This is a genomic window from Mesorhizobium sp. M7A.F.Ca.MR.362.00.0.0 (genome assembly GCF_004023175.1).
Classification (GTDB): domain Bacteria; phylum Pseudomonadota; class Alphaproteobacteria; order Rhizobiales; family Rhizobiaceae; genus Mesorhizobium.
Map to the genome: position 1 here is coordinate 1 of NZ_RZTF01000980.1, position 310 is coordinate 310.

The following is a 310-nucleotide window of genomic DNA, read 5'->3' on the forward strand; positions in this document are numbered from 1 at the left end:
TACCTAATCGCAAGGAAATTAAAAGGAAGCACACAAAAATGGCTAGTTACCGCTGCCGCCTTTCTGTTTATCCTGCTGATAGGAGTAAGCAGAGTAGTCCTCGGCGCCCACTTTCCATCCGATGTAATCGGCGGCTACGCATTAGGGCTAATTTGGCTGTATTTGTGGATTGCTCTTTATGAAGTGCTACAGGTAAAACTTACTAAGCGAGTAAAGATAAGAACATAATTTTTTAGCTTCTTACAAGCAGAAGCTCCATCTATCCTTCACATAGATGGAGCTTTTTTTATATCAGTATTATGGCCACAAT

At 41.0% G+C, this 310-nt stretch carries 1 protein-coding gene; it reads left to right on the plus strand.

Annotation, left to right across the window (positions count from 1 at the left end):
• On the plus strand, positions 1-228 hold a 228-nt coding region (locus tag EOC06_RS38770; RefSeq protein WP_128310189.1), incomplete at its 5' end, for a phosphatase PAP2 family protein.
• Positions 229-310: the final 82 nt, after the last annotated feature.